Origin of the sequence: Roseibium sp. AS2 (assembly GCF_038900065.1) — a bacterium.
In the GTDB taxonomy this organism is placed as follows: domain Bacteria; phylum Pseudomonadota; class Alphaproteobacteria; order Rhizobiales; family Stappiaceae; genus Roseibium.
The window spans coordinates 122,250-146,489 of record NZ_JBBMQN010000004.1 but is presented as its reverse complement, the minus strand read 5'-3'; the positions used below and the strand labels follow the sequence as shown (position 1 = coordinate 146,489).

The following is a 24,240-nucleotide window of genomic DNA, read 5'->3' as shown; positions in this document are numbered from 1 at the left end:
CTGGTTTTCGCGCGCATTTTTCGGTACAGCTTTTCCTCGGAAAAGCGATCAATAACAATTGGACATCCGGACAATATGGCACGTTCGTTTCCTAACTCCCGGCTCTTTTTATGCGTGACCGCAATTGTGGTCGGGCTGATTGCCATGACCGGAGCAGCGCGCGCGCAAGGAACGGCAACAAGACCGACCGACCTGCCGCTGCCGCGATTCGTCAGCCTGAAATCGGACAGGGTCAATGTCCGTGTCGGTCCCTCCCGGGAGCACAAGATCGCCTGGACATTCGTTCAGTCCGGACTTCCTGTCGAGATCATCCAGGAATTCGAGAACTGGCGCCAGATCCGCGACTGGGAAGGCAAACAGGGCTGGGTTTTCCATTCGCTCCTGTCCGGCCGCCGCACCGCCCTGATCACCCCCTGGGAAAAGAACGACCGCACACCGCTGCGGGCACGCTCGCGCTCGGACGCGGATATTGTCGCCGAGCTGGAACCCTTTGTGTTGACATCGGTTTCGGAGTGCTCCGGCGGCTGGTGCCGGGTCAATGGCGACAGCTACGACGGCTGGCTGGACCAGACACGGCTGTTCGGGGTCTATCCGGACGAAGTGGTCAGCGACTGAGCAGCCGGACCCTGGGCGCGCCGAACGTTTCGTTTCAGCCGGGCAGGCAACAGGTGCCGGGTGTTGAATCAAACGAAAAAGGCGGCCAAACGGCCGCCTCAGACTGCTGACAAAATCACCTTGAGCTTCAGTCGACCTTGACTTCCTGTTCCTTCAATTCGTTCAGGCGCGGCATCGACATGATGTTGTAGCCGCTGTCGACAAAATGCACTTCCCCGGTCACGCCGCCGGACAGGTCCGACAGCAGGTAGAGCCCGGTTCCGCCGATTTCCTCGAGCGACACGGTCCGGCGGAGCGGCGAGTTGCGCTTCTGGAAATTGAACATCAGGCGCGCATCAGACACACCGGAGCCGGCAAGCGTGCGCACCGGACCGGCGGAAATCGCATTCACGCGGATGTTCTGTTCGCCATAGTCGACGGCCAGATAGCGCACGGACGATTCCAGAGCGGCCTTGGCGACACCCATCACGTTGTAGTTCGGCATCACCTTGGTGGAGCCGCCATAAGTAAGCGTGACCATGGAGCCGCCGCTGGTCATCAGGGCGGCGGCGCGCTTGGCGATCTCGGTGAAGGAAAAGCAGGAGATCATCATGGTGCGGGAGAAGTTCTCCCGGGTCGTGTCCGCATATTTGCCGCGCAATTCCGTCTTGTCGGAAAAGGCGATCGCATGCACCAGAAAGTCGATGCTGCCCCATTCTTCACGCAGGGCGTCGAACACGGCGTCGACCGAGGCAATGTCCTCGACATCGCACGGCAACAGGATCTTCGAGCCGATGGAATCCGCCAGCGGCCTGGTACGCCGGCCGAAGGCTTCGCCCTGGTAGGTGAAGGCAATCTCCGCACCCTGGTCGGAAAGCGCTTTGGCAATGCCCCACGCGATCGAATGGTCATTGGCAACGCCCATGATCAGGCCACGCTTGCCCTTCATCAGTTCAGACATTCAAAACTCCTCAGCCGTGGAAACGCGACAGCGCAAGGGAGGCATTGGTGCCGCCGAAGCCGAAGCTGTTGGAAAGAACCGTATCAAGGCCTGCATTGTCGACACGCTCCATGGCGATTTCTTCCGGCTTCAGGGCCGGGTCGAGCTCGGTGATGTTCGCCGAGGCCGTGATGAAATCGTGCTGCAGCATGAGCAGACAGTAGATGGCTTCCTGAACGCCGGTCGCGCCGAGGCTGTGGCCGGTCAGGGACTTGGTCGAGGACACGGGGGGCTGGTTCTCACCGAAGACCTTGCGGACCGCCTCGATCTCGCCGATGTCGCCCACCGGGGTCGAGGTGCCGTGCGCGTTGATGTAGTCCACCTTGCGCTCGCCGAGGGTTTCGATGGCAAGGCGCATGCAGCGCTCCCCGCCTTCGCCGGACGGTGCGACCATGTCGTAGCCGTCGGAGTTTGCGGCATAACCGGTCACTTCGGCGTAGATCTTGGCGCCGCGGGCCTTGGCGTGCTCCAGTTCTTCAAGAACGACAACCCCGCCGCCGCCGGCGATGACGAACCCGTCCCGGGTGGCGTCATAGGCACGGGCCGCGGTCTGCGGTGTGTCGTTGTACTTGGAGGACATGGCTCCCATGGCGTCGAACAGGCAGGACAGGGTCCAGTCGAGTTCCTCGCCGCCACCGGCGAACATCACGTCCTGCTTGCCGAACTGGATCTGTTCGGTCGCGGCGCCGATGCAATGCGCCGATGTGGAGCAGGCCGAGGTGATCGAATAGTTGATGCCCTTGATCTTGAACGGCGTTGCCAGGCAGGCCGAGTTGGTCGAGCTCATGCCCCGGGTCACCATGAACGGACCCATGCGTTTCGGGGCGCCTTTTTCCAGAACGATCTGATGCGCCTGGAACAGGTTCTTGGTGGACGGACCGCCCGAGCCCATGATCAGGCCCGTACGCACGTTGGAGACATCGGTCTCTTCCAGTCCGCTGTCGGCAATCGCCTGTTGCATGGCAATGAAGTTGTAGGCCGCGCCGTCGCCCATGAAGCGAAGCTGGCGCTTGTCGATCAGCGAGGGGATATCGACATCCGGTTTGCCGTGAACCTGGCTGCGGAAGCCATGTTCGGCGTAATCCGGTGCGAAACTGATCCCGGACTTGCCTTCGCGCAGGCTGATCAGCACTTCCTGTACGTTTGATCCGATGGAGGATACGATTCCCATACCGGTGACGACAACGCGTCTCATTGCGGTCTCCTAAGTTCCTGCTCTGGTCGGCGAGGCTTCGAGGGTCCCCGGCAGCCCACCGGCTCATAGATAATATGCAAACCGGCGCCCCCGAGAACAAAGAAGCGCCGGCCCGATGGTCAATCCTGCTTGAAAGGGGTCAGGTCTTTGCCAGGCCCACGCGCAGGTCGGTTGCCCTGTAGATCACTTCGCCGTCGGCCTTCAGCCAGCCGTCGGCGGTGCCGAGCACAAGGCGGCCCTTCATGATGCGTTTGAAATCGATACCGTATTCAACCAGTTTCACGTCCGGCGTTACCATGCCCTTGAACTTGATTTCGCCGGTCGACAGGGCCATGCCCTTGCCTTCGAGCCCAAGCCAGCCGAGGAAGAAACCGGTCAACTGCCACATCGCATCGAGACCGAGACAGCCCGGCATGATCGGGTTGCCCTGGAAATGGCACGGAAAGAACCAGAGATCCGGCTTGATATCGAATTCGGCGCGGGCATATCCCTTGTCGAATTCACCACCGGTTTCGGAAATCTCCGTGATCCGGTCGAACATCAGCATCGGCGGAAGCGGCAATTGCGCATTGCCCGGTCCAAACAGCTCGCCGCGGCCGCAGGCGAGAAGGTCTTCGTAATCGTAGCTGGAGCGGCGCTCGGTCATTCAGGATCCGTATAAATGCCCTGCCCGGGGTGAGCGGGCCGGTTGGTTCGTTTTCGGTGCGTTTGAGGCGCCTTCCTAACACAGGGGAACCATGACTGAAAGATGTCAGTTGAGCGAAGTTGCCGCGATTTTTCGGGACTTTATCCCGCAGATGCTCTTTCCCGGTGAAGGGTTTGCGTCTTTTTGGCCCACGGGCCACGGCGTTTAAAACTTGCATCCTGGGTACAAGAAATGGCAGATATAGGCCTGAACCCACGCAATGCGCCTCCCCAGACACGGTCGTTTGGACCGGGAAGCCTTCGTGAGACAGCGACTGAAGACCTGGATCGGACCGGAATGACGATGCACATGGCGACAGAATCCGCCGGCAAGGATGTGACCGATATGCTGAGGACGGCAGGTCTGCGGCCGACACGCCAGCGTGTTTGCCTGGCAGAACTGCTTTATTCCAGGGGCGACCGTCACATTTCCGCAGAGCTGCTCCATGAGGAAGCGGTCGACGCCGACGTGCCGGTCTCCCTTGCGACGGTCTACAACACTCTGCATCAGTTCACGGAAGCGGGCCTGCTGCGGGAAGTCGCGATCGACGGCAACAAGACCTACTTCGATACCAACGTGTCCGACCACCACCACTTCTTCATCGAAGGCGAAAACCGCGTCATCGACATTCCGGGTGAAGGCGTCGGCATCGGCCGCCTGCCGGAGGCACCGGCGGGCATGGAAGTCGTTCGGGTGGATGTGGTCGTGAGAGTGCGCGAGAAACGCTGACGCGCATCAGCCCAGGCCGGCGTCCACATATCGCAGTTTCCAGAGATAATAGTCGGCGGTCGATCCGATTTCCGCAAGGTGGCGCTGTCCTTGCGCCTCGAAGCCGATTTTCTTCAACAGGTTGGCGGATCGTGCGTTGTCCGGATGGGTGATCGCGCACAAAGTACGCAGTTTCAGCGCTCTTTCGGCGAACTCAAGCACCGCCTGCCCCGCTTCGCGCCCATAGCCCCGGCCGCGATGGGCCGCCAGAAACGCAAAACCGAGATCGGGATACTTGAGTTCAGGGCGGACCACCAGGCCGCAGACACCGATAGGCTCGCGGGTATCCTTCAATTCGACCAGCCAGAGCCCGACGCCCTGGGATGCAAACCGGACAAGCGACTTCGACTTGATGTAGTCGGCGGCAGCTTCCGGGCTATTGATGCCGTAGTCGGCGATGAACCTGAGATAGTCCGGCTCGCTCATCAGCTCCTGATAGAAAACGGCGTCGTTCACTGTCGGCACCCGGAACCGGAGCCGCCGGCAGACAGGGAAAGGACCGAGCGGAAAGGTCAATCGGCGGTCTCCCGTTCATCGCGTTCAACCTGTGCCCGCGCGCGCAAGGCAACCTCGGGAATGGCGTCGAATGGCTCTTTTTCCGGGCTCTTGCAAAGGTCGTAGATCACGCAGCGTCGGCACTCGGGCTTGCGTGCCTTGCAGATATAGCGGCCATGCAGGATCAGCCAGTGATGGGCATGAAGGGCGAATTCTGGCGGGATCACCTTTTCCATGGCTTTCTCGACGTCCAGGGGCGTCTTGCCGGGTGCAAGGCCGATCCGGTTGCCAAGCCGGAACAGGTGTGTGTCGACAGCGATGGTCGGATGGCCGAAATAGATGTTCAGCACCACATTGGCCGTTTTGCGGCCGACACCGGCAAGGCTTTCAAGGGCGTCCCGGTCTTCCGGCACCTCACCGCCATGGTCGCGCACCAGTTGTTCCGACAGGCGAATGACGTTTTTGGCCTTGGTCTTGTAAAGTCCGATCGTCCTGATTTCCTCTCGCACCCTGTCTTCACCCAGAGCGATCATTTTTTCCGGCGTGTCCGCGATCTGGAACAGGTGCCCTGTGGCCCGGTTGACGCCGACATCCGTCGCCTGGGCGGACAGGACGACGGCGACCAGGAGCGTGAAGGCATTCACGTAATTCAGTTCGCCCTCGGGTTCCGGATTGTCGGCGTGAAAGCGCTGAAAGATCCTGTAGACTTCCGCCTTGCTGTAGCGGGACCGCTTCAGGATCTTGCCGGGATTGTCGACGGAGGGCGCTTTCCGCCGGGTCTTCGCCTTTGCAGGGGACGGGCCGCGTGCCTTTGAGGAAGTTGGGCTCTTTGCTTGTGTCATGTTCCCTCTATAATCAATCCTCATGAGCAAGAACAATCCGAAACCCGACGCCGGCGACGAACGCGACGAACGTGACCGGCCGTTCTTCACAGCCGTGCTGACACCCTACAGGTCTCTCGGACCGAACGGGTTCCTGATCCTGATGGGCTGTTTCGGCCTTGTCTGTTTTGTCTCGGGACTGGTGTTCCTGCGCCTCGGCGCCTGGCCGGTCTTCGGGTTTTTCGGCCTGGATGTTGTCTTGCTCTGGTTTGCCTTTCGCATGAACTACCGGGCCGCGCGGGCTTTCGAGGAAATCGTCGTTTCCCGCAGCGAGATTGCCATTCGCAAGGTCGGACCCGGCGGGCACCACCAGGAATACCGCTTCAATCCGGTGTGGGTCCGGCTGAAGATCGAGCGGATCGAAGATGAGGGCGTCGTGCGCGTTTCCCTGACCGGACGGGGAGAAACCGTCGATCTCGGCAATTTTCTCAATCCGGACGACCGGGCCAGTTTCGCCGGCGCGATCACAAACGCATTGTCCGTGGCCAAGGCCGGCGGAATCTAGGTCCCGGCTTCCGGAGTTTCTAGGTTTGTGAGGTTTCCGGCTGGACCCGGAAGGTGACGACCAGCGTGGCGAGGGCGGCCATCGAACTCACTGCCGCCACGAACAGCACCGTTCTGAAATCCGCGGCGCTGGCGATGAAACCCATGGAGACGCTGCCGATCATGCTGCCCAGGAACAAGCTGTTCATGTAGACGGCGGTGGCCCGCCCCGGCCTGTCCGGTGCGAAGCTCTGCACGAAGCTGATCGCCACGCCGGCGAAGAGGCCGTAATACGTGCCTTCCAGAACCGAGATCGTCAGGACCTGCCAGAGCGCGGACACTTGCGTGAACAAAAGCATGCTGACAGCGGCCAGGCAGGCCGCGAGCATCAGCACCTGCCGCGTGCCGATGCGTTCGGCAAGCCGGACGGACGCGAAGATCACGAAGATCTCCACCAGGCACTTGACCGACAGCGACAATCCGGGGGTCGAACCGGGCAGGCCGGTCTCGTTGACGAAATAAAGCGGCATCGCGGAAACGAACAGGGAATTGGTGATCACGAAGCCGATGCAGGACATTCCTCCGATCAGAAGACCCAGGTTGACGGGCTCCCGGCCCTTTTCCGGCCGGATGCGCGGTTTGGCCCTGAAGTCAGCGGGAACCACGACATGCCACAGCACCAGATACACGAGCCCGATGGCGAAGGCGCAGGTGAAGGCCACCGGAAAACCGAAGGACGCCACCAATGTGAATGACAGGGCCGGACCGATCATCCATGCGAGCGACACGGTCATGCGCAGCCAGGAGTTGATGCGGCCGATATCGAGCGCCTGCCGTTCCGCGTAGAGCCTGCCGAAGGTGAAGATGGTGCCCGATCCCATGTTCGACAGGCTCATCAGGGGCGCGATCAGCACGATCAGCATCAACAGGCTCGAAACCTGCGTCAGCAAGGCGGACAGCAGCACAAAGGCGGACACGGGTATCAGCAGCAATTTCCTGACCGCAAACCCGTGATCGAGCCGCTCGCCGGCCCATCTGTTGGACAGGAGGGTCAGCGGCATCAACAGCGCCGTGTAAAGTCCCACCTGCCACGGTTCGGCCTTGAGGCCGTCGACGATGAAAAAACTCATCAGCGGCACCAGCGAGGACACGCCCAGGCTGTTGGTGAACTGAAGCAGCAGGATCAGCACCGCCTGACGGGGGAGCTGGAGGAAGAACGTCATGGAGCGAATGGCCGGACTGGAATATCGGGTGGGACCACCAGCCTAGTCCTGCAACACGCCGCCGTCACGGTCTTTTTCACCGAGGCAACAGACCCGACACGCGCGTGCCGAAGGATCGGTGTCAGTTCCGGACCGCAGTTTCAGCCGGTGCGTTCCGCCCGCAGCGACTTCAGCCGGTAGAGTGCCTCGAGTGCCTCGCGCGGGGTCATGTCGTCCGGGTCGATGTCCTCAAGAGCGCCCGTCACTGGGTCTGGCTCCGCGCTTGTGGCGCTGGGCACGGGCGGTGCGATGCTGGCAAACAGCGGCAGTTCGTCGATCAGGCTCTCGGACGGGGACCTGCGGTCCTGCTCTTCCAGCTGGCTGAGCACCTGTTTGGAGCGTTCGACCACCGTTGCCGGCAGTCCGGCGAGCTTGGCGACCTGAATGCCGTAGGACCGGTCGGCGGCGCCCGGCACGATCTCGTGCAGGAAAATCACCTCGCCATTCCATTCCTTGACCGACACCGTGGCGTTCGACAGGCGGTCGAGCTTGGCCGAAAGCGCCGTCAGCTCGTGGTAGTGGGTAGCGAACAGCGCGCGGGACCTGTTGACCTCGTGCAGGTGCTCGATGGTCGCCCAGGCGATCGACAAGCCGTCGAACGTGGCTGTGCCCCGGCCGATTTCATCGAGAATGACCAGGGACCGGTCGCCCGCCTGGTTGAGGATGGCGGCCGTCTCGACCATTTCCACCATGAAGGTCGAGCGTCCGCGTGCCAGGTCATCCGCCGCGCCGACGCGCGAGAACAGACGGTCGACCACACCGATATGCGCGGACATGGCGGGCACGAACGCCCCCATCTGGGCCAGCACCGCGATCAGGGCATTCTGGCGCAGGAACGTCGATTTACCGGCCATGTTGGGACCGGTGATCAGCCAGATATGACCGATGTCCTCGTCCGAGTCCGGGCCAAGATTGGCATCATTGGCAACAAAACTGTCGCCGCCGCCTTTTTTCAGGGCGCTTTCGACAACCGGATGCCGCCCGCCCCTGATGTCGAAGGCCCGGCTGTCGTCCACGGTCGGCCGCACATGGGCCTCTTCCTGGGCGAGTTTGGCCAGCGCCGCCGACACGTCCAGGGCGCTGAGGCCCTGTGCCGCTGCCTTGATGGTCTCACCCGCATCGATGACCGCATTTGCCAGGCGGTCGAAAATCTCCATCTCGATGGCCAGCGCACGTTCGCCGGCGCTGGCGATCTTCGATTCCAGTTCGGCCAGTTCGGTCGTGGTGAACCGCATGGCTCCGGCCATTGTCTGGCGGTGGATGAACCGGGCGGGATCGCCGGTGAGCCTGTCCGCCTGGGCGGTGGGGGTCTCGATGAACCAGCCGAGCACGTTGTTGTGCTTGATCTTCAGCGACCGGAGACCGAGCTCTTCGGCATATTGCGCCTGCAGTTTCGCGATCACCTTTCGGCTCTCGTCGCGCAGCGAGCGCAATTCGTCGAGGTCGCCGTTGTAGCCGGTTGCGATGAAACCGCCGTCCCGTTTCAGCAGGGGCGGATCCTGCCGGATGGCGCGCGTCAGTTCCTCCCCGAGGTCGTGGGGCGCCCGCTCGAGGCTGGTGCGGGCGGCGGAAATTTCCGCCGGGATTGCCACCGGGCTCGATCCTGTCTGGTCAAGCACGGCCCGTGCCGCCGATAGTCCCAGGGCAAGGGCGAGAATGTCCCGCGGGCCGCCCCGGTTCAGGGCGATGCGTGACAGCGCGCGGGCCATGTCCGGTGCGCCCTTCAGGGTCTGGCGCAGACCTTCGCGCATCAGTTCGTGTTCGAGAAAAAAGCCGACGGCGTCATGGCGCTGCTGAATTTCATCGACATCGAACAGCGGACCGGCCAACCTGCTGGCGAGCAGCCGGGACCCGCCGCCCGTGACCGTACGGTCGATGGTGGCCAGCAGCGAGCCCTGTCTTTCACCCGAGAGTGTCCGGGACAATTCCAGATTGGCGCGGGTTGCCGGATCGATCAGCATTCTGCCGGCACCGGCCTCGCGAACCGGGGGGTCGAGGGGCGGGCGTTCGCCGAGCTGGGTTTTCTCCACATAGGCAAGGATGCCGGCGGCGGCCGACAGTTCGGCCCGGCTGAAGGTGCCGAAGCCGTCCAGGGTCTTGACGCCGAAATAATGCGCCAGCCGGTCGGTGGCCGTCGAGCTGTCGAAAAAGGCACGCGGCACCGGCGACAACGAGCCGCCGGACTGTTCGGCCAGCAGACGCAAGTCGCTTTCCTGCAGCAGGTGATCGGCGAGGATCAGTTCGCGCGGCGCGACCTGGGCCAGGTCCGCGGCGACGCGCTGGTGGTCGGTTTCGGACACCTGGAAGGATCCGGTGGACATGTCGATCCAGGCCAGTCCGTAGACGGCGTCGCCCTGAAGAGACCCGCCCTTCAGGCGTGTCAGCGCCATCAGGTAATTGTTGGACGTTGCGTCCAGAAGCCGTTCCTCGGTCAGGGTGCCCGGGGTGACGAGACGGACCACATCACGGCGGACCACCGACTTGGAGCCGCGTTTCTTGGCCGCCGCCGGGTCTTCGGTCTGTTCGCAGACCGAAACGCGAATGCCCTTGGCGATCAGCTTTTGCAGGTAATCGTCCGCTGCATGCACAGGCACCCCGCACATGGGAATGTCGTCGCCCTGGTGCTTGCCCCGCTTGGTCAGCGTGATGCCCAGCGCCGCCGAGGCCACTTCCGCATCCTCGAAGAACATTTCGTAGAAATCGCCCATCCGGTAGAACAGCAGGCTGTCGGGATTGGCAGCCTTGATCTCCAGGAACTGGGCCATCATCGGCGTGACCTTGGTGTCCGCCGGAACCGGGTTTTGCGCGTTCTGTCCACTCATGTCTGATACGTAGATCAACCGGCTTTCAAGGGAAAGCGCTTGATTGCGGTTGAGCGGATCGATCCAAAGGAGAAAGGCCTCGCGTTTGTCCGCCGGCGGAGAAAGACGGCGCCGACGCTTTTTTCCGTCCATGCGCGTTTGGTCCGGGATCTGGCGGGTTGAGGCTTCAATATCCAGCGGATAAGGTCGGGCGCCCGCCGCCAAGAGCAGGTTCTCTAGAGGAAACGTCCGCGCCATGTCTGATGAAACCAAATCGTCCAAGACCAATGTCAGCTTTACCGATCAGGAGGCGCTGCAGTTCCACCAGGAAGGCCGCCCCGGAAAGCTGGAAATCAACCCGACCAAACCGATGGCGACCCAGCGCGATCTGTCACTGGCCTATTCGCCCGGCGTAGCCGTTCCGGTGCAGGCGATCGCGGACGATCCGAGCAGGGCATACGACTATACGACCAAGGGCAATATGGTCGCCGTGATCTCCAACGGCTCCGCGATCCTGGGGATGGGCAATCTCGGTGCACTGGCCTCCAAGCCGGTGATGGAGGGCAAGTCGGTCCTGTTCAAGCGTTTCGCCGATGTCGATTCCATCGATCTGGAAGTCGACACCCAGGACGTCGAGGAATTCATCAATTCGGTGCGCTACCTCGGGCCGTCCTTCGGCGGCATCAACCTTGAGGACATCAAGGCGCCGGACTGCTTCATCATCGAGCAGCGCCTGCGCGAACTGATGGATATTCCGGTCTTTCACGACGACCAGCACGGTACGGCCATCATCGCTGCGGCGGGTCTGATCAATGCATTGCACATGACCGGCCGGGACATGAAGGATGCAAAGATTGTCTGCAACGGCGCGGGCGCGGCGGGCATCGCCTGTATCGAGCTCGTCAAGGCGATGGGTGTTCCCCACCAGAATGTCACGCTCTGCGACACCAAGGGGGTGATCTACAAGGGCCGCGAGGAGGGCATGAACCAGTGGAAATCGGCGCATGCCATCGAAACCGGCGCGCGCTCGCTCTATGACGCGTTGAAAGGCGCGGATGTCTTCCTGGGCGTGTCGGTCAAGGGGGCCTTGACGGCAGACATGCTGAGGGTAATGGCGCCGAATCCGATCATCTTCGCGATGGCCAACCCGGATCCGGAAATCACACCGGAAGAGGCCGCTGCCGTCAGGGACGACGCCATTGTCGCCACCGGCCGTTCGGACTATCCGAACCAGGTCAACAACGTGCTCGGGTTTCCCTATATTTTCCGGGGCGCACTGGATGTCCAGGCGACCACCATCAACGACGACATGAAGGTGGCCTGCGCCCACGCGCTGGCGGAACTGGCGCGCGAGGAAGTGCCCGACGAGGTCGCCGCCGCCTATCGTGGCAACCGGCCGAAGTTCGGGCCGGAATACATCATTCCGGTGCCATTCGACCCCCGCCTGATCCATGCAATCCCGCCGGCGGTTGCCCAGGCGGCGATGGATTCAGGCGTTGCCAGGCGTCCGATCGTCGACATGGAGGCCTACAAGCATCAGCTGTCCGCGCGCCGCGACCCGGTCGCCGGCACCTTGCAGCGGATCTTCTCCAAGGTGCGGCAGCAGCCGAAACGGGTCGTCTTTGCCGAGGGCGAGGAGGAACCGGTGATCCGCGCGGCGGCAAGCTTCGCCTCGCAAGGGCTGGGCGAGGCCATCCTGATCGGCCGCGAGGACGAAATTCGAAAGATGGCCGAACACGCCGGGGTTGATCTCGGCAAGACCGGCATTTCCATCCAGAACGCGCGGCTTTCGGATCGCAACAGCGACTACGCCCAATATCTCTATGGCCGCCTGCAGCGCCGGGGCTACCTGCTGCGCGACTGCCAGCGCATGGTCAACAACGACCGCAATTACTGGGGCGCGATCATGGTTGCGCGCGGCGATGCCGACGCCATGGTCACCGGCCTGACCCGGAACTACTCCGTGGCCCTCGACACCGTCAAGGCGACCATCGATCCGAAGCCGGGTCACCGGATCATCGGTGTTTCCCTGGCGCTTGCCCGGGGCCGGACCGTGCTGATTGCCGACACGGCGGTGATCGACATGCCGACATCGGAGGAATTGGCCGACATTGCCGAGGAGGCGGCCCATGTCGCCCGCAAGCTCGGTTATGAGCCGCGTGTTGCCATGCTGGCCTATTCCACCTTCGGCCACCCGAAGGGCGAACGCTCAGAAAAGGTCATCGAGGCCGTCAAGATCCTCGACCGGCGCCGCGCCGACTTCGAGTATGACGGGGAAATGGCGGCGGACGTCGCCCTCAACATGGACCGCATGGCCTCCTACCCTTTCTGCCGCCTGTCCGGCCCGGCGAACGTTCTGGTGATGCCGGCTTTCCACTCCGCTTCCATCGCCACCAAGATGCTGCAGGAACTGGGCGGTGCCACCGTCATCGGCCCCCTGCTCGTCGGTTTCGACAAGCCGATCCAGATCTTGCCCATCGGCGCCAAGGACAGCGACATCGTCAACATGGCCGCTATCGCGGCGTTCAACGTGACGTGAGAGGGGCATTGCGCATTTGCCCTTCCCGGAGGACACCTGAAGGGTCAGTCAGCTTTTGACACTGGCTCCAGTTCTTCAGGCAAGGTGAGGTCAAGGATCCAGGCACGCACTGTTTCCGCAAAGAGTTCCGGTGACTGGGCAATCCAGCCATGACCGAGATTCGGAATTGTGCGCGCCTTGCACCTGGACATCCGTGTTTGAAAAACGGGCAGGGATGCCTTGATGGCTGGATGTTCCTTCTCCCCGGCCAAGACAAGCGTGGGCACCGAAATGTGTCTCAAGGCATCGAGGACATCGAACTCCAGTGCAAGCCGCCCGACTTTTCGCATTGTCGAGGCCGATGCGTTGGGGCGGCCCTTCCTGCTGATCAGGTCGACATTTGCGACCCCCATGGAACGCGCCATTTTTTCGCGTGTGCGCCGGGAATTGATCATCCAGGATGAAACGTGCATCATGGCGCGCATCAATGCGGGAGCGGGGATAGGTTCGCATTGAAAACCGCTCAGGATGGCGCTTTGCACGAGGGCAGAGTGCCTCAGCATCAGGTAAAACCCGATGTAGGACCCCATTGAAATGCCGGCGATGTGGACCGGGGACGTGCCCAGTTTCTCCACGACCCTGGCGACAGCGTCACTGGCCTCCTCGAAATCTGTAACCGTATGTCCTTTGGACAGGCCATGACCAGGCAGATCAATACACACACAATTGAAATCGGGCAGCAATTCTGTGGCCTTCTGCCATATGCGGCCGTCGAATCCGGCTGGATGAAGTAGAACAAGCGTCGGCTGCCCGATGTTTGTTTGAGTGGAATGCAGCATCGCTTGCTTCTTGCCCTGCCGTTTGAAAAATCGTGTAGCTTGTATCTCAAGGTGCGTAAGAGGGACTGTCACATTGAAGTGAGTCTTTTCGATGCGCTATAGGATCGTATGATGTTTCCTCTTTGACAAACCCATCGTCACCGGTGATACCTCGAACCCATGTCGGATATAAAAGTCAAAATCTGCGGTCTGTCGACCGAGGACACCATGGAAGCCGCGCTGGAGGCCGGTGCGGACATGGTCGGGCTGATGTTCTATCCCAAGAGCCCCCGCCATGTGTCCCTCAGCCAGGCGTGCCGGCTGGCCGACATGGCCAGGGGCAAGGCCGAGATCGTCGCGGTGACGGTCAACATGGATCTGGACGGCCTGTCGCGGATCAAGGAGCTGGTCGCTCCCGACACCATCCAGTTTCACGGCTCCGAAGCGCCGGAATCCCTCGCCGCGGTGAAGGTCATGCACGGCACCGCGATCATGAAGGCCGTGGCGGTTTCCGAAGCCGCCGATCTGGAACAGGCGCAATACTATGCGATCGTCGCGGACCGGATCCTGTTCGATGCCAAACCGCCGGCCGGGGCCGACCTCCCGGGCGGCAATGGCGTCGCGTATGACTGGGCTCTCCTGAAGGGCCTTGACCTCGGCAAGCCCTATATGCTTTCGGGAGGCCTGGACCCGTCGAACGTGGCCGAGGCCATTCGCGTCAGCGGCGTGTCCGAGGTCGATGTTTCCTCGGGTGTCGAGCGGGACAAGGGCGTCAAGGACGCCGACCTCATTCGCGCTTTTCTGGCGGCGGCCAAAGGTGCCTGATATCGGGAAGAAAACCGCTCTGCGGCAAGGAGTTTACGCGTGAACGATATGGCGAACAGCATCCGGACCGGTCCGGACGATCGTGGGCATTTCGGCATTTTCGGCGGCCGCTACGTCGCCGAGACCCTGATGCCGCTGATCCTTGAACTGGAACAGCACTACAAGGACGCCAAGAACGACCCGGCCTTCCATGCGGAGATCGAGTCGCTCAACACCCATTACACGGGCCGTCCCTCGCCGCTCTATTTTGCCGAGCGGCTGACGGAGGAACTGGGCGGCGCGAAGATCTATTTCAAGCGTGACGAGCTCAACCACACCGGATCCCACAAGATCAACAATTGCCTGGGTCAGATCCTGCTGGCCAAGCGCATGGGCAAGACCCGCATCATCGCGGAGACCGGCGCCGGCCAGCATGGGGTGGCGACCGCCACGGTCTGCGCGCGCTTCGGCCTGCCCTGCGTTGTCTACATGGGCAAGACCGACGTGGAACGGCAGAAGCCGAATGTCTTCCGCATGAAGCTTCTGGGCGCCGAGATCGTGCCGGTCACCGCAGGCGCGGGGACCCTGAAGGACGCCATGAACGAGGCGCTGCGGGACTGGGTGACCAATGTCGACGACACCTACTACCTGATCGGCACGGCGGCGGGCCCGCATCCCTATCCGGAAATGGTGCGTGACTTCCAGTCGGTGATCGGCCGGGAACTGCGCGAGCAGATCATGGCAGCCGAAGGCCGGCTGCCGGACGCCCTGGTGGCCGCCGTTGGCGGCGGCTCCAATGCCATCGGCATGTTCCATCCGTTCCTCGATGACAAGGGCGTCGAGATCTACGGCGTCGAAGCCGGTGGCCATGGGCTCGAGGGCGAGGAGCATTGCGCGTCGCTGACGGCCGGTAAGCCCGGCGTTCTTCACGGCAACCGCACCTATCTGCTTCAGGACGACGACGGCCAGATCCTTGAGGGCCACTCGATCTCCGCCGGCCTCGACTATCCCGGAATCGGGCCGGAGCACTCCTGGCTGAAGGAGATCGGCCGCGTGAACTATGTGCCGATCATGGACACAGAAGCCCTGGAAGCCTTCCAGATGCTGACGCGGGTCGAAGGCATCATCCCGGCCCTGGAGCCGTCCCATGCGCTGGCGCATGTGGCCAAGCTGGCGCCGCAGATGGGCAAGGACAAGATCATCGTCATGAACCTGTGCGGTCGCGGCGACAAGGACGTTTTTGCCGTCGGCGAGATGCTGGGGTTCGATCTCTGAAAACCCTTAAACACCGGGGCATTCGCAATTTCGAGGGCTGCGCGGCACAACCGCGCGGCCCTATTTTTTGATCGGGCGGGCGGTCAGCATGGCCTGGAGAAGCTGTTGCCGTCCGCGTGCGTCCAGATGCTGGGCCTGCGCCAGAAGAGCCGGGTCGGTCCGCGCGGCTCCGGGGGGCAGTGAACCGTGACCTGCGGTCAGGCCGATATCCTTCACGCGGCGCCATACACGTTCGCCGAAGGGCTCGGGGGCAGGTTCAAACAGGGAATGGGCCATTTTCAGCTCCTTGGAATGCAGGGTTTGCAATGGGACCAACATAGGCGCACAGAGTGCATTTTTCCAGAGGCTAATTCTGCGTATCGAACAATCCAGCCATGCAATTCGCGTGGGGCTGACCTGCGCCGCACCCGGTTGCTGCACTGCAAAAAACTCATAAGCTGCAGCCATCGTGATTCCTGGCGGCAGAAGCCCCCTATCCATGGTTCCTGAGATGAGCACCTTGCAGGCCCTTTTTCTGAGCGCGCCTTCGGCGGCACCGCTGACCACCGTATTTCGCGGCACGGGAACCCCGTTTCAGCGTTCCGGACGCACTCGGCCAATCGGCGGCGAACACATCTACCGGTCCGACGCCGACCTGAGAGCGATCGGCCTGATCGACTATCCGAGCCGGTAACGGCCGGCGGATATCCCGGCCATGCATTCTCGGCAAACGCCATCAGAACATTGACACGGGCCCGGCTGCACCCGTACATCGCAATGGCGGAAAACGCCCCCGGTTTTCCGGCAAGCGCGAAAAGGGTAGCAGAGAATGACGGAAACGCGTATCGACCGCCGTTTTAAGGCCTGTGCGGAGGCCGGACGGCCGGCCCTGGTCACCTTTGTCACGGCGGGTGATCCCGATCTTCAAACCTCCCGCGCCATTCTGAACGCCCTTCCGGCAGCCGGAGCCGATGTCATCGAACTCGGCATGCCGTTTTCCGATCCGATGGCGGAAGGCATTCCGATCCAGCTTGCCAACCAGCGCGCTCTGGCTGCGGGCCACACCATGAACGACACGCTGGACATGGTGCGCGAATTCCGGGAAACGGATCAGGACACGCCGATTATTCTGATGGGCTACTACAATCCGATCTATGTGCGGGATCCGGTCAAGTTCGTCGATGTCGCCAAGGAGGCCGGGGTCGACGGCTTCATTATCGTCGATATTCCCGCAGAGGCGGATGACGAATTGTGCATTCCCGCGCTTCAGGCAGGTCTGAACTTCATCCGCCTGGCGACACCGACGACGGACGACAAGCGCCTGCCCGCCGTTCTGGCCAACACCTCCGGTTTCGTCTATTACGTCTCAGTGACGGGGATCACCGGGGCCGACATTGCCGATACGGGCAGGGTCGCGACCGCGGTGAACCGCATCAAGGGACACACGCAATTGCCCGTGGCTGTCGGATTTGGCGTCAAGACCGCCGAGCAGGCGGCCGTGATCGGTCAGGATGCGGACGGTGTCGTCGTCGGTTCCGTGCTCGTGAATGCCATTCGCGACAGTCTGGACGATGCCGGCAAGGCAACCGGCGGGACCGTTCAGGCGGTCGCAAACGTCGTTTCCGACCTGGCTGCCGGGTGTGCCCGGGCCAGATCTGCCTGAAACGCCGGCCCCGATTTGTTCGGCAACCGGAATTGATGGAAAGCGGGCGGACCCCATATCTCTGCCCATGAACAACCCGAGCACGTCTTGTGCTCTCAAGGAACGGGACGCGTCTGACGTGAACTGGATCAACTCTATCGTACGCCCCAAGATTCGCGATCTCTGGAAAAAGCGCGAGGTTCCGGAAAATCTCTGGATCAAGTGCCCGGAAACCGGCGAAATGGTGTTCCATCGGGATCTGGAGGCCAATCTCTGGGTGATCCCGAATTCCGGCCATCACATGCGCATGCCGGCCCGCAAACGCCTGGAAGCGCTGTTTGACGGGGGCAACTACACCAACGTCAAGACGCCGGACGTTCAGGCCGATCCGCACAAGTTTCGGGATTCCAAGCGGTATTCGGACCGCCTCAAGGAAGCCCGGGCCAAATCGGGTGAAGACGAGGCTGTTCTGGTCGCGCAGGGCCGTGTCAGCGGCATGGATTTCACGGTCGCGGTACAGAACTTCGATTTCATCGCCGGATCGCTCGGCATGGCGGCCGGTGAGGCCATTCTTGCCGGCATGCTGAAAGCAGTGAAGGACAACACCCCGTTTGTCATGTTTGCCGCGTCCGGGGGCGCGCGAATGCAGGAAGGCATCCTGTCGCTGATGCAGATGCCGCGGACCACCGTCGGCGTGCAGATGCTGCGCGAGGCAGGTCTTCCCTATGTGGTGGTCCTGACCAACCCGACCACGGGCGGCGTGTCCGCCTCCTATGCCATGCTGGGAGATGTCCATATCGCCGAACCGGGCGCACAGATCGGCTTCGCCGGGCGCCGCGTGATCGAACAGACCGTGCGTGAGAAGCTCCCCGACGATTTCCAGACCGCCGAGTATCTGCTCGACCACGGCATGATCGACATGGTGGTGCCACGTCAGAAGATGCGTGAAACGCTGTCGCGTATCTGCGGCATTCTCATGAAGCGCGAGGTCGAACTGCCGCGGCTCGAAGCGCCGAAGGAACCGGCCCCCGAGTCCGAGTCCGTCGCGGCGGTGGAGACCGCCGCAGCACCTGCAACGGAACCCGAGGCGGCTGGCAAGACCTGACCGGTCTCCTGATTCCGTCGCGAAAGCAACCTGAGGCGACATTTCCGGTCAGCCTGCTTGTCACACCGGCAGCCTTATTCTAAGCCGTAGCTTGCGCGAAAACGGGACAAAGGAACCCTGTGGAGGGCGCCCTGGATCAAATAACGAGAATTCTGGACCGGCTGCTGGCCCTGCACCCGAAGGAGATAGACCTCTCCCTCGGGCGGATGCAGCGTCTTCTGGCGGCACTCGGGAATCCGGAACGGCGGCTGCCGCCGGTCATTCACGTTGCCGGCACCAACGGCAAGGGCTCCGTGACGGCCACCATGCGCGCGGTACTGGAGGCCTCGGGCAAGAGCTGTCACGTCTATACGTCCCCGCATCTGGTCTCTTTCAATGAGCGCATCCGGCTCGGCGACGACGGCCGCTATGTGTCCGACCCTGTGCTCTGCGAGGCGCTGCAGCGCTGCGAGGAAGCCAACGGTGGCGCGGAAATCACTTTCTTCGAGATCACCACGGCTGCGGCGCTTCTGCTGTTCGCGGAGCACCCCGCCGATATTCTGTTGCTGGAAGTGGGTCTCGGCGGACGGCTGGATGCGACCAACGTCATCGACACGCCCCTGGCAACGGTGATCACGCCGGTGTCCATGGATCATGAAAAGTTTCTCGGCAACGACCTGGCTGTGATCGCTTCGGAAAAGGCGGGCATCGTGAAACCCGGCGTCCCGGTGATCTGTGCCGCTCAGGAGGACAGCGCCCTGGCCGCAATCAGCCGGCAGGCCGCCCGGATGCGGGCGCCCCTGACAATCAGCGGCCAGGATTTCCTTGCGGAGACCGATCAGGGCCGGATGATCTTTCAGGATGACGACGAGCTGGTCGACCTGCCGCTGCCGGTGCTCTGCGGCCACCACCAGATTGCCAATGCAGGGCTGGCGATCGCCGCCCTCAAGGCCGCGGGCCTGATGCCGGATGCGGCGGTTCTTGCACGGGGTCTGAAATCCGTCAGTTGGCCCGGCCGGTTGCAGCCGGTTGTTCACGGTCCGCTTCACGACATGTGCCCGCATGGAACGGAAATCTGGCTGGACGGGGGTCACAACCCGGGCGCGGGATTGTCCATCGCCCGCTTCATGGGCGAGCAGGAAGAGCGCGCGCCGCGTCCGCTCTACCTTGTCGCCGGCATGTTGACGACCAAGGACCCGGCCGGTTTCTTCCGGCCCTTCCACGGGCTTGTCCGCCATGTTGGCACGGTGCCGATCGTCTCCAGCGGCACAGGCAGGACCCCGGAAGATCTCGCCGATCTTGCGCGATGCGCCGGGCTCGAGGCCACCCCGTTCCAATCGCTGGACGCGGCCCTGGCCGATGTGGCAGCCTGTGCCGGCAAGGATGGCGAGCCTCCGCGCATACTGATCTGCGGCTCTCTTTATCTCGCAGGAGAGGTCCTGGCGCGCAGCGGAATGGCGCCAGACTGAACGCCGGACCGACCGAACACGGGACAGCTTGCCACCTCAAGGAGGCTTTTTTGACACTCGGATTTCAGAAATTGTCCGGACATCTGGCCGGATTTTTGCTTGGTGGCGCTCTTGCGTGCGGGAGTGCGGCCGCGCTAAGCGAACACTACGAAACGCCCCCGGAACAGGATCCGGCAAAGGTGCTTGCCGGCAAGCAGCTCGGACCCGGCTACGCGGTGCTGCCGCCCGTGCGCGGCGACGGCTTTTTGCGCATCTATCAGCTGCAGACCGATCTTGGCGTGGAACGTGTCGAGGGCGACGGCCTGCTGAAGCTGCGTCTGGCCGAACTGAAGGTGCTGGTGGCGCTGGAAGGCCTCAAGCAGGATGCCGGATTTGTCGACGGCCTGAAACAGGCGGCCATGAAACCAGTCGAGTTTGTCGAAAGCACCGTCACGGACCCGGTCGGCACGGCCAGAAATACCGTAACCGGGGTCGGCCGGATGTTCGGCCGTCTGTCGAAAGGCGTCGAAGCGGCGGTCCACGGCAAAGCGGGATCGCCGGCGGAGCTGGCAAAATCGATCACCGGTCAGGCGCAGGCCCGCCGGCAGCTGGCGGTGGAACTCGGCGTCGATCCCTACACCTTCTATCAGCCCCTGTCGGACAAGCTGGACGAAACAGCCAGCGTGACCACTGCGGGAAGCTGGACGGTCACTGCGATCACCAGCCTGCTGCCGGGCGGCCTGATCGTGAACGCCGCACGCCAGGCCGACAATTTCCGCAATGTGATCGTCGACAGCACACCTTCGGAACTCCGCGACCGGACAACGTCGGTGCTGCGCGAGGCGGGTGTGTCCGAGGCAATCATTCAAAGCCTGGCCGCCAACCCGTTCTTCACGGAGTCGGAAAAGGCGATGATCGCCTATCAGCTGCAGGCCATGCCGGGTGTCGGCGATCTCGACCTGGTCGTCGCCAAGGCGGCCGAGGCCGACAGCCGTGACCTTGCCTATTTCCAGCTGCGCCGGATCGTCCTTCTGGAGACCTACAACCGGACGGTTTCCGGACTCGGTGATATCAAGCTGGTGTCGGGCATTCCCGTGGCGATCCGCCGGGACGGCGTCGCCGCCGTCGTCCTGCCGCTCGACATGGTCGCCTGGACACAGACCGTGGCGCAGACCTTTTCCACCCTTCACGAAGGCCTGGCCGGCCTGCCCTTTCCACCGTCCGGTGTCGATTTCCTGATCACCGGTGAGCTCACCCAGATGGCCGCTGAACGCATCGCCTCCTTCGGTTGGGACATCACCGGCGACTACCCGATGCCCGAGGGACCGGTGCGATAAGGGGATGAGCCGGCATGTGCCCGACACGGATCAGCGCGCGAACACGGCGCTTGGCGCAAAGCCTGCGAAATGATCAGACAAGGGGCGAAAAAGCGTTGTGGCGTGCATTGCGAGAATTGAAAGCCGACGGTGTTCGTGTGCGCCGGCAGGCGCCGATCGGACCCTATGTGGCGGATTTCGTCGTGTTTTCGCGTAAAATGGTCATCGAAATCGACGGAGATCTGCATTCCTTACCCGAAGGACAAATGCACGACCGCGCGCGGGATGCCTGGCTGACCGCGGAGGGGTTCACCGTCCTCAGATATTCAGCTCTGGAAGTAGACGAAAATCTGGAAGGGGTGGTTTTGGACATCAGGCGCAAACTTAGCCTCGAGAGCTGAATGACCGGACAGATGGCTGACAAATCAGACCGGGACCATTACTGACGGGACCCCCACCCCTAACCCCTCCCCACAAGGGGGAGGGGGACTGGTCCCGTTTCCATCACGGACTTCCTGCTTCATCTGGCGCCAAAAAACCGGGTTCCATATCTGCAAGTGGCAGTGCCTGATTCCCCTCCCCCTTGTGGGGAGGGGTTAGGGGTGGGGGTTTTTGGCCGAATGCAGCGTGACGGCGATTCCTCGCCGCTTGAGACCTCAAACACACTCCAGAACCGGTCCCGCCAATCCGCTTTCCCAACCGAGAATCGCCCGTTTCCGGGTGAGGCCCCAGTGATAGCCGCCGAGTTTGCCGCCTTTGGCAAGGACCCGGTGGCAGGGCACGACGAAGGAGATCGGATTGCGGCCGACGGCGCTGCCGACCGCGCGGGACGCCTTCGGATTGCCGAGACAGGCGGCAATGTCGGAATAGGTGGACGCCGTGCCCATGGGGATCTTCAGGAGTGTCTGCCAGACCCGAATCTCGAAATCCGTGCCGATCATGACGATGTTGAGCGGCTGGTCCTGCTGCCATCTTTGCGGGTCGAACACGCGTCCGGCATAGGACGCAGTCGCCTCCTGATCCGCGATGAAGTTCGCCGCCGGCCAGCGGGCACACATGTCCTCCAGCGTGGCGTGTTCCTCGCCCGGATCTGCGAAGCCGAGTCCGGCCAGGCCCTTGTCGGTGGCCATCACCAGCACCTGGCCGAAGGGAGAGGGATGAAAGCCATAGACGATTTTCAGACCGGCGCCCCGGCTGCGGTAGTCGCCCGGTGTCATGGCCTCGTGCGTGACGAACAGATCGTGCAATCGCGACGAGCCTGACAGGCCCACCTCAAAGGACGCGTCCAGCACACTGGCGGATCCGCGCAGAAGCGCCTTGGCATGGTCCAGCGTGATGGCCTGCAGGAACTGCTTCGGGGTCAGGCCTGCCCAGCGCGAGAACACCCGCTGCAACTGGATGGGCTGCAATCCGGCTTCCCCGGCCAGTTGTTCCAGGGACGGCTGCTCGCGCCAGTCCTCGGTGATCCGTTTCAGGGTGCGGCGGACGACGTCGTAATTCTCGGCGGCTTCCGCCCCGATGGAAATCGGCTGCGGGTCCGGGGCGAGCCGGGCAAGGTCAAATGCTTTGGTCATGTCGAATGTACCAGGTTTTTAATTCTGCCCGGATCCTAGCCTGTGCCGGCGCTGGCCGCGACCCGGTTTGCGAGCCGGAAATGGACTATCGGAGCACGTCCTTGTATTCGCTTGCCGAAACCGCCGGGCCCTTGCGGGTTGTCAGCAGGAGATTGGTTTCCGTTCCGGTGATGCCTTCGATCAGCCGGATGCGGTTCAGGGCATCGTCGAAGGCGGCAAGATCCCGCGTTGCGATGTCCAGCACCAGGTCCCACTTGCCGTTGGTCGAATGGATCGCCCGGACCTCCGTCATCGCACTGAGCCAGCGGATCACCGGTTCGGTGTTGTGGCCGTCGACCACCACCAGGGTGACCGCGCGGATCGGCAGGTCGCGCCAGTCGTCGCGCAGGACCGCTGTGAAACCGAGGATCTCGCCGGTTTCGATCAGCTTTTCCATCCGGGAGCGCACCGTGGCCCGGGAGACCTTCAAGTCATTTGCCAGATCGGAGACAGATTTGCGGCCGTCATGGCGCAGAAGCGTGATTAACCGAAGATCAAGATCGTCCATTTTCCAAATTGCCTCATTGGACTTTCCAAAATGATAGATTTGTCTGCACATTTGATCAAGTATCTGGATTTACTTCGCCGCCGCCCTTGCGCAAGATCCTGACACCGAATGCAGGCGGAGGCTGACGTGAACGTTGCCGGAAAACAGATTGTCCTGGTCGGCGCACCTGTGGACAAGGGCGCGGGGCAGCGTGGCTGCCTGATGGGGCCGGACGCCTACCGCACCGCGGGCCTTGCCGATACGCTGGAAGCGCTGGGCCACGTGGTTGCCGACCACGGCAATCTCGAACCGGCCGAAACCGGTTCGTTGACGCCCCCCAACCCGGTTGTGAAGCACTACCGGGAGCATGTCGCCTGGACGCGGTCCCTGCATGACAAGGCGGCCGCGCTCGGTGCAGCGCCGGTTGTGCCGGTCTATCTGGGCGGCGATCATGCCATGGCAGCCGGAACGGTGTCCGGTCAGGCGAAAGCCGCGGCGGCGCTGGGCCGCCCACTGTTCGTGCTCTGGCTCGACGCTCATTCGGATTTTCACACCTTTGACAGCACCGCGAGCGGCAATCTGCACGGCACCCCGCTGGCCTTTCTGTGCGGCCTGCCGGGCTTCGACGACCTTCTCGGCGCCCCTCTGCGCCACGCCCTCAGTCCGGACAATGTCGAGATCCTCGGGGTCCGGTCCATCGATGCAGCGGAACGGGACATGCTGCGCGGCCTCGGTGTCGGCGTGAGCGACATGCGCCGGATCGACGAGGAAGGCATTCCCGCACTGCTGGGGCCGTTCCTCGAGCGCGTAGGTCGGGCCAACGGCCTGCTTCATGTCAGCCTGGACGTCGATTTTCTCGATCCGGACATCGCGCCGGCGGTCGGCACGACCGTGCCCGGCGGCGCCTCCTTCCGCGAGGCCCACCTTGTGATGGAAATGCTCCATGACAGCGGTCTCGTCTCGTCGCTCGATCTCGTTGAACTCAACCCCTTTCTGGACGAACGCGGAAAAACCGCGCGTCTGATGGTCGAACTGACCGGCAGCCTGTTCGGCCGCCGTGTGTTCGACCGGCCGACCACCAGCTTCTAGAGG

General features: G+C 62.5%; 24 protein-coding genes. 13 read left to right on the top strand and 11 right to left on the bottom strand.

Features of this window, described 5'->3' with window-relative positions:
• The first annotated feature begins 114 nt into the window (after positions 1-114).
• Positions 115-615 carry an SH3 domain-containing protein gene (locus tag WNZ15_RS12655; protein ID WP_342893343.1) on the top strand — a complete coding sequence of 167 codons (501 nt, stop codon included), beginning with the start codon at positions 115-117 and terminating at the stop codon, positions 613-615.
• A 127-nt stretch (positions 616-742) separates the two neighbouring features.
• On the opposite strand, the gene fabI is transcribed toward WNZ15_RS12655, so the two are convergent.
• The 3 genes from fabI to fabA all read right to left on the bottom strand — a co-directional run bounded on the left by fabI (position 743) and on the right by fabA (position 3,435).
• Positions 743-1,555, bottom strand: a complete 813-nt coding sequence (gene fabI / locus WNZ15_RS12650; protein WP_342893342.1) for an enoyl-ACP reductase FabI — start codon at positions 1,553-1,555, stop codon at positions 743-745.
• Positions 1,556-1,565: 10 nt separating this feature from the next.
• Positions 1,566-2,789 carry a beta-ketoacyl-ACP synthase I gene (fabB, locus tag WNZ15_RS12645; RefSeq protein ID WP_342893341.1) on the bottom strand — a complete coding sequence of 408 codons (1,224 nt, stop codon included), beginning with the start codon at positions 2,787-2,789 and terminating at the stop codon, positions 1,566-1,568.
• Positions 2,790-2,928: 139 nt separating this feature from the next.
• Complete coding sequence (gene fabA / locus WNZ15_RS12640; protein ID WP_342893340.1) at positions 2,929-3,435, bottom strand: 3-hydroxyacyl-[acyl-carrier-protein] dehydratase FabA; 507 nt, start codon at positions 3,433-3,435, stop codon at positions 2,929-2,931.
• 348 nt (positions 3,436-3,783) lie between these two features.
• Between fabA and irrA the strand changes: the two genes are divergently transcribed.
• Positions 3,784-4,203: an iron response transcriptional regulator IrrA gene (irrA, locus tag WNZ15_RS12635; protein ID WP_342893339.1), complete on the top strand. Its 420-nt coding sequence runs from the start codon at positions 3,784-3,786 to the stop codon at positions 4,201-4,203.
• 6 nt (positions 4,204-4,209) lie between these two features.
• Here the strand turns inward: irrA and WNZ15_RS12630 are convergent, their stop codons facing one another.
• Positions 4,210-4,758 (bottom strand): GNAT family N-acetyltransferase, encoded by a 549-nt coding sequence (locus tag WNZ15_RS12630; protein WP_342893338.1) that lies wholly within the window; start codon positions 4,756-4,758, stop codon positions 4,210-4,212.
• Positions 4,755-5,579 carry an endonuclease III gene (gene nth / locus WNZ15_RS12625; RefSeq protein WP_342893337.1) on the bottom strand — a complete coding sequence of 275 codons (825 nt, stop codon included), beginning with the start codon at positions 5,577-5,579 and terminating at the stop codon, positions 4,755-4,757. The genes WNZ15_RS12630 and nth overlap by 4 nt, the downstream gene beginning before the upstream one ends.
• Before the next feature lie 22 nt (positions 5,580-5,601).
• Between nth and WNZ15_RS12620 the strand changes: the two genes are divergently transcribed.
• Entirely contained in the window at positions 5,602-6,123 is a 522-nt protein-coding gene (locus WNZ15_RS12620) for a DUF2244 domain-containing protein (RefSeq protein ID WP_342893336.1), read from the top strand.
• Between the two features lie 19 nt (positions 6,124-6,142).
• On the opposite strand, the gene WNZ15_RS12615 is transcribed toward WNZ15_RS12620, so the two are convergent.
• Positions 6,143-7,324, bottom strand: a complete 1,182-nt coding sequence (locus WNZ15_RS12615) for an MFS transporter (protein WP_342893335.1) — start codon at positions 7,322-7,324, stop codon at positions 6,143-6,145.
• A gap of 140 nt (positions 7,325-7,464) precedes the next feature.
• Positions 7,465-10,185 carry a DNA mismatch repair protein MutS gene (gene mutS / locus WNZ15_RS12610; RefSeq protein WP_342893813.1) on the bottom strand — a complete coding sequence of 907 codons (2,721 nt, stop codon included), beginning with the start codon at positions 10,183-10,185 and terminating at the stop codon, positions 7,465-7,467.
• Positions 10,186-10,420: 235 nt separating this feature from the next.
• Here mutS and WNZ15_RS12605 point away from each other — a divergent pair, with 235 nt between their 5' ends.
• Positions 10,421-12,703: an NADP-dependent malic enzyme gene (locus WNZ15_RS12605; RefSeq protein ID WP_342893334.1), complete on the top strand. Its 2,283-nt coding sequence runs from the start codon at positions 10,421-10,423 to the stop codon at positions 12,701-12,703.
• 44 nt (positions 12,704-12,747) lie between these two features.
• Here the strand turns inward: WNZ15_RS12605 and WNZ15_RS12600 are convergent, their stop codons facing one another.
• Positions 12,748-13,521, bottom strand: coding sequence for an alpha/beta hydrolase (locus WNZ15_RS12600; RefSeq protein ID WP_342893333.1), 774 nt, complete (start codon positions 13,519-13,521; stop codon positions 12,748-12,750).
• A 159-nt stretch (positions 13,522-13,680) separates the two neighbouring features.
• Here WNZ15_RS12600 and WNZ15_RS12595 point away from each other — a divergent pair, with 159 nt between their 5' ends.
• On the top strand, positions 13,681-14,325 hold the full coding sequence (locus WNZ15_RS12595) for a phosphoribosylanthranilate isomerase (protein ID WP_342893332.1): 645 nt from the start codon (positions 13,681-13,683) through the stop codon (positions 14,323-14,325).
• 48 nt (positions 14,326-14,373) lie between these two features.
• Complete coding sequence (trpB, locus tag WNZ15_RS12590) at positions 14,374-15,579, top strand: tryptophan synthase subunit beta (protein WP_342893812.1); 1,206 nt, start codon at positions 14,374-14,376, stop codon at positions 15,577-15,579.
• A 60-nt stretch (positions 15,580-15,639) separates the two neighbouring features.
• Here the strand turns inward: trpB and WNZ15_RS12585 are convergent, their stop codons facing one another.
• On the bottom strand, positions 15,640-16,026 hold the full coding sequence (locus tag WNZ15_RS12585; RefSeq protein WP_342893331.1) for a hypothetical protein: 387 nt from the start codon (positions 16,024-16,026) through the stop codon (positions 15,640-15,642).
• A 43-nt stretch (positions 16,027-16,069) separates the two neighbouring features.
• On the opposite strand from WNZ15_RS12585, the gene WNZ15_RS12580 reads away from it, so the two are divergent.
• The 6 genes from WNZ15_RS12580 (at position 16,070) to WNZ15_RS12555 (ending at position 21,449) form a co-directional block, all read left to right on the top strand.
• Positions 16,070-16,252 carry a hypothetical protein gene (locus tag WNZ15_RS12580; RefSeq protein ID WP_342893330.1) on the top strand — a complete coding sequence of 61 codons (183 nt, stop codon included), beginning with the start codon at positions 16,070-16,072 and terminating at the stop codon, positions 16,250-16,252.
• Between the two features lie 135 nt (positions 16,253-16,387).
• Positions 16,388-17,221, top strand: a complete 834-nt coding sequence (gene trpA / locus WNZ15_RS12575) for a tryptophan synthase subunit alpha (RefSeq protein ID WP_342893329.1) — start codon at positions 16,388-16,390, stop codon at positions 17,219-17,221.
• Between the two features lie 118 nt (positions 17,222-17,339).
• Positions 17,340-18,305: an acetyl-CoA carboxylase, carboxyltransferase subunit beta gene (gene accD, locus WNZ15_RS12570; protein WP_342893328.1), complete on the top strand. Its 966-nt coding sequence runs from the start codon at positions 17,340-17,342 to the stop codon at positions 18,303-18,305.
• A gap of 131 nt (positions 18,306-18,436) precedes the next feature.
• On the top strand, positions 18,437-19,753 hold the full coding sequence (locus WNZ15_RS12565; protein ID WP_342893811.1) for a folylpolyglutamate synthase/dihydrofolate synthase family protein: 1,317 nt from the start codon (positions 18,437-18,439) through the stop codon (positions 19,751-19,753).
• A 50-nt stretch (positions 19,754-19,803) separates the two neighbouring features.
• Complete coding sequence (locus tag WNZ15_RS12560; RefSeq protein ID WP_342893327.1) at positions 19,804-21,069, top strand: hypothetical protein; 1,266 nt, start codon at positions 19,804-19,806, stop codon at positions 21,067-21,069.
• Between the two features lie 50 nt (positions 21,070-21,119).
• A complete protein-coding gene (locus WNZ15_RS12555; RefSeq protein ID WP_342893326.1) occupies positions 21,120-21,449 on the top strand; it encodes an endonuclease domain-containing protein in 330 nt (109 codons plus the stop codon).
• A 255-nt stretch (positions 21,450-21,704) separates the two neighbouring features.
• On the opposite strand, the gene WNZ15_RS12550 is transcribed toward WNZ15_RS12555, so the two are convergent.
• Together WNZ15_RS12550 and WNZ15_RS12545 are read right to left on the bottom strand one after the other, a co-directional pair.
• Positions 21,705-22,622 (bottom strand): bifunctional helix-turn-helix domain-containing protein/methylated-DNA--[protein]-cysteine S-methyltransferase, encoded by a 918-nt coding sequence (locus WNZ15_RS12550; RefSeq protein WP_342893325.1) that lies wholly within the window; start codon positions 22,620-22,622, stop codon positions 21,705-21,707.
• 85 nt (positions 22,623-22,707) lie between these two features.
• Positions 22,708-23,169, bottom strand: coding sequence for an Lrp/AsnC family transcriptional regulator (locus WNZ15_RS12545; protein WP_342893324.1), 462 nt, complete (start codon positions 23,167-23,169; stop codon positions 22,708-22,710).
• Positions 23,170-23,277: 108 nt separating this feature from the next.
• Here WNZ15_RS12545 and rocF point away from each other — a divergent pair, with 108 nt between their 5' ends.
• Positions 23,278-24,237, top strand: coding sequence for an arginase (rocF, locus tag WNZ15_RS12540; RefSeq protein ID WP_342893323.1), 960 nt, complete (start codon positions 23,278-23,280; stop codon positions 24,235-24,237).
• Positions 24,238-24,240: the final 3 nt, after the last annotated feature.

Excerpts from the sequence above, each read along its gene's own strand:
- fabI (WP_342893342.1), bottom strand. The coding sequence starts at position 1,555 with ATGTCTGAACTGATGAAGGGCAAGCGTGGCCTGATCATGGGCGTTGCC.
- WNZ15_RS12605 (WP_342893334.1), top strand. The coding sequence starts at position 10,421 with ATGTCTGATGAAACCAAATCGTCCAAGACCAATGTCAGCTTTACCGAT.
- fabB (WP_342893341.1), bottom strand. The coding sequence starts at position 2,789 with ATGAGACGCGTTGTCGTCACCGGTATGGGAATCGTATCCTCCATCGGA.
- nth (WP_342893337.1), bottom strand. The coding sequence starts at position 5,579 with ATGACACAAGCAAAGAGCCCAACTTCCTCAAAGGCACGCGGCCCGTCC.
- WNZ15_RS12580 (WP_342893330.1), top strand. The coding sequence starts at position 16,070 with ATGAGCACCTTGCAGGCCCTTTTTCTGAGCGCGCCTTCGGCGGCACCG.
- WNZ15_RS12600 (WP_342893333.1), bottom strand. The coding sequence starts at position 13,521 with ATGCTGCATTCCACTCAAACAAACATCGGGCAGCCGACGCTTGTTCTA.
- WNZ15_RS12615 (WP_342893335.1), bottom strand. The coding sequence starts at position 7,324 with ATGACGTTCTTCCTCCAGCTCCCCCGTCAGGCGGTGCTGATCCTGCTG.
- mutS (WP_342893813.1), bottom strand. The coding sequence starts at position 10,185 with ATGAGTGGACAGAACGCGCAAAACCCGGTTCCGGCGGACACCAAGGTC.
- trpB (WP_342893812.1), top strand. The coding sequence starts at position 14,374 with ATGGCGAACAGCATCCGGACCGGTCCGGACGATCGTGGGCATTTCGGC.
- WNZ15_RS12595 (WP_342893332.1), top strand. The coding sequence starts at position 13,681 with ATGTCGGATATAAAAGTCAAAATCTGCGGTCTGTCGACCGAGGACACC.
- rocF (WP_342893323.1), top strand. The coding sequence starts at position 23,278 with ATGCAGGCGGAGGCTGACGTGAACGTTGCCGGAAAACAGATTGTCCTG.
- fabA (WP_342893340.1), bottom strand. The coding sequence starts at position 3,435 with ATGACCGAGCGCCGCTCCAGCTACGATTACGAAGACCTTCTCGCCTGC.
- WNZ15_RS12620 (WP_342893336.1), top strand. The coding sequence starts at position 5,602 with ATGAGCAAGAACAATCCGAAACCCGACGCCGGCGACGAACGCGACGAA.
- WNZ15_RS12585 (WP_342893331.1), bottom strand. The coding sequence starts at position 16,026 with ATGGCTGCAGCTTATGAGTTTTTTGCAGTGCAGCAACCGGGTGCGGCG.
- trpA (WP_342893329.1), top strand. The coding sequence starts at position 16,388 with ATGACGGAAACGCGTATCGACCGCCGTTTTAAGGCCTGTGCGGAGGCC.
- irrA (WP_342893339.1), top strand. The coding sequence starts at position 3,784 with ATGGCGACAGAATCCGCCGGCAAGGATGTGACCGATATGCTGAGGACG.
- WNZ15_RS12550 (WP_342893325.1), bottom strand. The coding sequence starts at position 22,622 with ATGACCAAAGCATTTGACCTTGCCCGGCTCGCCCCGGACCCGCAGCCG.
- WNZ15_RS12545 (WP_342893324.1), bottom strand. The coding sequence starts at position 23,169 with ATGGACGATCTTGATCTTCGGTTAATCACGCTTCTGCGCCATGACGGC.